Origin of the sequence: uncultured Georgenia sp. (genome assembly GCF_937958535.1) — a bacterium.
In the GTDB taxonomy this organism is placed as follows: Bacteria; Actinomycetota; Actinomycetes; order Actinomycetales; family Actinomycetaceae; genus Oceanitalea.
Genome location: NZ_CALGNQ010000273.1, coordinates 1 through 4,943 on the forward strand (window position 1 = coordinate 1; position 4,943 = coordinate 4,943).

Genomic DNA, 4,943 nt, shown 5'->3' on the forward strand with positions numbered 1-4,943 from the left:
TACGGATAGAGCGCCAAGAAATACTCCGCCGCCGCCTTCGCCCCCTCGATGTCGTCCCGCTCCATCGCCACCGGCCGCGTCGGCTCAGGCCACGGAGTCGGACCGGGCGCCGGTGACTCACTCGGCGAATCCGTCGTTGTCTCACTGACCCGCGGCGTCGCCGCCGCCGTCGGAACCTCGTCGCCGTCCGCGTCGCTACAGCCGGTCATGGCCAGAAGCACCACCACCCCGGCACCGAGACGGCGCCACCGTCGTCCAGCCCCCATCTGCCCTCCCCGGTCAGTCGGCTCTCGCCGTCGACGTCACCCTGATCTCGAAGCCGTCCGCCCACGGCACCAGCACCCACGGCACGACCGCCGGCCGTGCCACGGCAGATAAGGACACGCGCGCCGTCCGGCCGTCCTCGGTCCCCGTGTCCCCTCCCACCGACAGTCGCTCGAACGACCCGGTGGCCACCGAGCGCTCGAGGTACACCTCCACCGACTCCCGTACCGACTCGTCGGACAGCGGCACCCCGTCGAGCTCGCCGTCCGGGGCGTAGTAGAGGCGGTAGTCGATGGCATCGGCCGCGTCCGCCGCCGCGCCATCCGCCAACGCCAGGAGCTGCTTGCGCTCCAGGTACACCGACGACGCCGCTGCAACGACCAGCACCAACGCCAGTGCGAGGAGCCCGAACCCGATCGACAGCAGCATGATCTGCCCGCTCTCGCCGCCGTCATCCCGGGCACGCAGCCGGTCGATCACGGCGCCTCCCGGAACTCGGGCACCGCCACCAGGTGCGTCGCGCGCACCGGGACCTCCAACGGCACGGTGTCGCCGAGGAAGTCAGGCACGAGCGGCAGCGGCACCACCGCCGACACCTCGACGTGGATCTGCCCGCCCGGGCTGAGGCACGGGTCGGCGCTGCACGCGAACGACAGTGCGGTCGAGGGGTCGACGTCAATCCCGTGGTCACCGAACGCCAGCTCGACCGCGGTCTGCGCGTGCGCGAGCGCAGTCGGCAGGTCGTCCGCCTGGCTCAGCACCCGACCGCTCTCGCGTGCCGCTGCCTCGGCGGCGAATGCGGCAGCCTGCACACGTCCCAGCGTGAGGACGAGGTAGACGAGTGGGAGGAGCAGCACCAGCGTCACGCCGAGGAACTCGACGATCGCGTTGCCGCTCTCCTCCCGGCGCAGTCGCGCGAGCAGCGTGGAGGTCCGTCTCACTCCAGCACCGCCCGTCCGGTGGCGGTCATGGTCCCGGACGGGCCGAGCAGGCCGAGCACCGGGATCGGCGCCCGCACGGTCACCTCGACGAGCATCAGCCCGTCCTCCTCAACCATCCGCGCCGTCACGTCCCGCCCGTACCTCTGGTGGAGCGCGGCCGTGACCAGCTCGCGGGTCCGTGCCGCGCCCGCCTCGGGCGAGCTCCCGGCCAAGGCACCGTAACGGGCTCCCTCCCCGGCCGCGTCGACCACGGTGTTGCGCACGTGCAGCGCGAGCGTCAGCTGCAGCACACCGAGGAGCACGGTGACGACGAGGACCGAGACCAGCACGAACTCGACGACCGCCGTGCCGTCCTCGCCCGTCAGACGTCGCCTCAGATGTCGAGCACCCGCTGGATCGCTGTCTCGAACACACTCACCAGCGCCGGTCCGGCGATCAGCCAGATCGCGATGACCAGTCCGGCCGTCATCAACGTGACGAGCACCCAGCCGGGGACGTCGCCCCGCTCCTCGCGCACGAGGCGTCTTCGCAACGCCGCCAGGTAGGCACCAAGTATCGGCCGCATGTCGATCTCCTTCGTGGACGGGAGCGGTGGGGACGGGAAGCGGGCTCATAGGCCCACCTGCAGCAGCACCAGGCCGGGGAACAGTGCGAAGAGCACGGTGACGGGGAGGATGAGGAAGACGACCGGCACCATCATCGCGATCTCCTTCTTCCCGCCGGCCTCCATGAGCTCGCGCCGCGCGGCCTCACGCGCGTCGTGCGCCTGGGCGCGCAGGACGTCGGCGAGCGGGGTGCCCCGGTCGACCGCGACGGCGATCCCCTCGGCGAAGCGGGCGACGGCCGCCTGGGAGGTGCGGTTCGCGAGGCGTTCGAGCGCGACGGCGAGAGGTGTCCCGGCGCGCGCCTCCGCCAGGGTGACCTCGAGCTGAGCGGTCAGTGCGCCGCGGGTTGTCCGCGCCACCCGCTCCAGTGCCGCCATCGGTCCCTCGCCGGCACTGACGGCGAGCGCCAGGAGCTCGGCCACGGCGGGCAGCTCCTCGAGCAGCCCTCGCTGATGGCGCTGGACGGCGTGCGTCAGCCACCGGTCGCGCGCCACCGCTGCCACCACCGCCGCGAGGACGACGACGCCGGTCCCCGCCACCACGTTGAGCCCACCGGCGACGCCGGCGACGGTGACGAGCAGCAGCCCCGCCGTCGTGCCGAGCACCGCCCACATCATCTGCTCCAGCCGGAACTGCTCCACGGTGAGCGGCGAGCCGGACAGCACGATCCGCCGACGGACACTGTGGGAAGTGCTGCCGAGCCGTTCGAGCACCCGCGCGGCGTCGGCCATGACGGGGGCGAGCAGGCTCTCCAGTGTGGGGAACGGGGTGTGGGTGCGCGGCTCGGCCAGGAGCCCGGAGGTCGCCGGCCGTTCCCGGAGGTAGGGGGCGATGCGCTCCGGCAGGCGTGGTCGCAGGGCTCGCAGCCGCCACCCGACCAGCACGGTCCCGAGGCCGCCGAGCAGCCCCGCGAACGCACCCCACGCCGTCGGACTCATCGCAGCACCCGTGCCTCCTCCGGGAGCCTGCCGAGCCGGGCCATGAGCCAGTAGGCGATGCCCGAGACGACGGCGCCGGTCGCCAGGACGAGCACGCCGGCCGCGGAGTTGAACGCGGCGGCCGCCTCCGGGCGACCGCCGAGCAGGAGCAGCACCGCCCAGGGTGCGGCGGTGGCGAGCCGGGCGCCGTTGACCGTCCAGCTCTGCCGGGCCTCGAGCTCGCCGCGGGTGCGCAGGTCCTCGCGGAGCAGCCGGCCGAGCGTGCGCAGCAGGCGGACGATGTCCGACCCGCCCACCTCGCGGGTGATCCGCAGGGCCTCGATGATCCGGTCGGCCACCGGGTCGGCCAGCCGCGCCTTGAGCCGGTCGAGCGACTCGGCGAAGCGGCCCGTGACGCGATAGTCCTCGCCGAAGCGCCGGAACTCGGGCCGCACCTCCTCCGGACCGCGCTCCCCGAGGCTGGTCAGCGCCTCCGGGAGCGACATCCCGGCGCGGATGGCGGAGATGAGGTGGTCCACCACCTCCGGCCAGGCGGCGCGCAGCTCGACCTGCCGCCGCCGGGCGCGCGCCTGCACGAAGGCGAGCGGAACGCCCGCCGCCATGCTCCCGAAGCACACCGCGATGGGTGGTGAGGAGGTCAGCCCTAGCCCGAGGAAGGTGACGACGACTGCCACCGCGAGCGAGGCCGCGACAAGACGGCCGGGTGTCACGCTGGGGGCGCCGGCACGGACGAGGAGGTCCTGGGTCCGTTCGGTCCACCGGGACGGTCGCCGTTGCCGGGGCGGCTGGGGCCAGCACGAGAACCAGACGAGCAGGAGGCCCACCCCGAGGAGCAGCCCGGCGACCGTGCCCACTGCTACCTCCCGACGTCCGGTGCGAGCAGGTCGGCGAGGTCGTAGCCGGCCCGAGCGAACCGCTCCGGGTCCGGTGGGAAGCCGCCCGACCGCCGGAGCCGCTCACCGTGCAGGGCGAAGAGCTCGGCTGTCTCGACGACGCCGTCCTCGGAGCGTCCGGTGACCGCGACGACCTCACGGACGCGCCTGCGTCCGTCGCGGGTGAGCTCGAGGTGGACGACGAGGTCGACGGCGGAGGCGACCGTCGGCACGACGAAGGTGCTGGAGACGTTCTCCCCGGCGAGCAGCGGCAGGGTGCACATCTTCGTCACGGCCTCCCGCGCCGAGTTGGCGTGGATCGTGCACATGCCCGGGATCCCGGCGTTCAGCGCGATGAGCATGTCGAAGCTCTCCGCCTCGCGGACCTCGCCGATGATGATGCGGTCCGGGCGCATCCGCAGCGCCTCCTTGACCAGACGGCGGAGCCTGACCTCGCCCTGCCCCTCGAGGTTCGGCTGGCGGCACTGCATGGCGACGACGTCCCGGTTCGCCAGGCGCAGCTCGAAGACCTCCTCGCAGGTGATGATCCGCTCGTGGGGCGGGATCGCTCCCGCCAGGGCGTTGACCATGGTCGTCTTGCCCGCCTGGGTCGCCCCCGAGACGAGGATGTTCATGCCCGCGACGACCGCGGCCTCGAGGAACACCGCCGCCTGGGTGGTGAGCGAGCCGAGCGCGACCAGGTCGCTCACCCGACCCGCCCGGGCGATGTACTTGCGGATGTTCACCGCCCATGCCGAGCGGGTGATGTCCGGGATGACCACGTGGACACGCTCGCCGGTGGCGAGCGAGGCGTCGACGAACGGGGAGGACAGGTCCAGCCGCCGCCCGGAGATCCGCAGCATCCGCTCGACCAGCTCGTGCACCTGCTGCTCGGTGAGGATCGTCGTCGTCAGCTCCGAGCGCCCCGCCCGCGCGACGAACACCTTGCCCGGCTCGTTGATCCAGATCTCCTCGATCGTGGGGTCGTCGAGAAACCGCTGCAGCGGGCCCAGACCGGCGACTGCGTCGACCACGTCCTTCGCGGTCTGCTCCGGGTCGACGAGGGGCGGCACCAGGCCGGCGATCGAGCGGGAGTCGTAGTCGGCCAGGGCATCGGCGACCAGCGCACGGACACCGGCGATGTCACGCGCGGGGTCGAGACCGCGGCGGCGAATGAGCTCGCGCACCTCGTCCTCGAGCAGCACCGTTGCCTGGTTCATGCCGCATCGCACCCCCGGGGCGGAACATATGGCCCACAACCTAGAGGGAAAGTGTCACCCTGTCAGCCGGTTCGGCGGCGGCTGTGGACAACGACGACGGCGG

Annotated in this window: 7 protein-coding genes and 1 pseudogene; all 8 read right to left on the reverse strand. The window is 72.6% G+C overall.

Going from position 1 to position 4,943, the window contains the following annotated elements; all coding sequences use genetic code 11:
- Positions 1 to 227, reverse strand: a pseudogene (locus tag Q0195_RS15230) (hypothetical protein); the annotation flags it as partial.
- 52 nt (positions 228 to 279) lie between these two features.
- Entirely contained in the window at positions 280 to 744 is a 465-nt protein-coding gene (locus Q0195_RS15235) for a hypothetical protein (protein WP_299280064.1), read from the reverse strand.
- Positions 741 to 1,205: a pilus assembly protein gene (locus Q0195_RS15240; RefSeq protein ID WP_299280066.1), complete on the reverse strand. Its 465-nt coding sequence runs from the start codon at positions 1,203 to 1,205 to the stop codon at positions 741 to 743. Before Q0195_RS15240 ends, Q0195_RS15235 begins: the two co-directional genes overlap by 4 nt.
- On the reverse strand, positions 1,202 to 1,648 hold the full coding sequence (locus Q0195_RS15245; protein WP_366518114.1) for a TadE/TadG family type IV pilus assembly protein: 447 nt from the start codon (positions 1,646 to 1,648) through the stop codon (positions 1,202 to 1,204). Before Q0195_RS15245 ends, Q0195_RS15240 begins: the two co-directional genes overlap by 4 nt.
- Positions 1,579 to 1,770 carry a hypothetical protein gene (locus Q0195_RS15250; protein ID WP_299280068.1) on the reverse strand — a complete coding sequence of 64 codons (192 nt, stop codon included), beginning with the start codon at positions 1,768 to 1,770 and terminating at the stop codon, positions 1,579 to 1,581. The genes Q0195_RS15245 and Q0195_RS15250 overlap by 70 nt, the downstream gene beginning before the upstream one ends.
- A gap of 45 nt (positions 1,771 to 1,815) precedes the next feature.
- Complete coding sequence (locus Q0195_RS15255) at positions 1,816 to 2,748, reverse strand: type II secretion system F family protein (protein ID WP_299280070.1); 933 nt, start codon at positions 2,746 to 2,748, stop codon at positions 1,816 to 1,818.
- Positions 2,745 to 3,602, reverse strand: coding sequence for a type II secretion system F family protein (locus Q0195_RS15260; protein ID WP_299280072.1), 858 nt, complete (start codon positions 3,600 to 3,602; stop codon positions 2,745 to 2,747). The genes Q0195_RS15255 and Q0195_RS15260 overlap by 4 nt, the downstream gene beginning before the upstream one ends.
- Positions 3,603 to 3,604: 2 nt before the next feature.
- The gene (locus Q0195_RS15265) at positions 3,605 to 4,840 is read right to left on the reverse strand and encodes an ATPase, T2SS/T4P/T4SS family (RefSeq protein WP_299280074.1); all 1,236 of its coding nucleotides are present in this window, start codon (positions 4,838 to 4,840) and stop codon (positions 3,605 to 3,607) included.
- Positions 4,841 to 4,943 lie beyond the last annotated feature (103 nt).

Bases quoted from the DNA above. Each gene is read 5' to 3' on its own strand.
- Q0195_RS15250 (WP_299280068.1), bottom strand. From the start codon at position 1,770: ATGCGGCCGATACTTGGTGCCTACCTGGCGGCGTTGCGAAGACGCCTC.
- Q0195_RS15255 (WP_299280070.1), bottom strand. From the start codon at position 2,748: ATGAGTCCGACGGCGTGGGGTGCGTTCGCGGGGCTGCTCGGCGGCCTC.
- Q0195_RS15265 (WP_299280074.1), bottom strand. From the start codon at position 4,840: ATGAACCAGGCAACGGTGCTGCTCGAGGACGAGGTGCGCGAGCTCATT.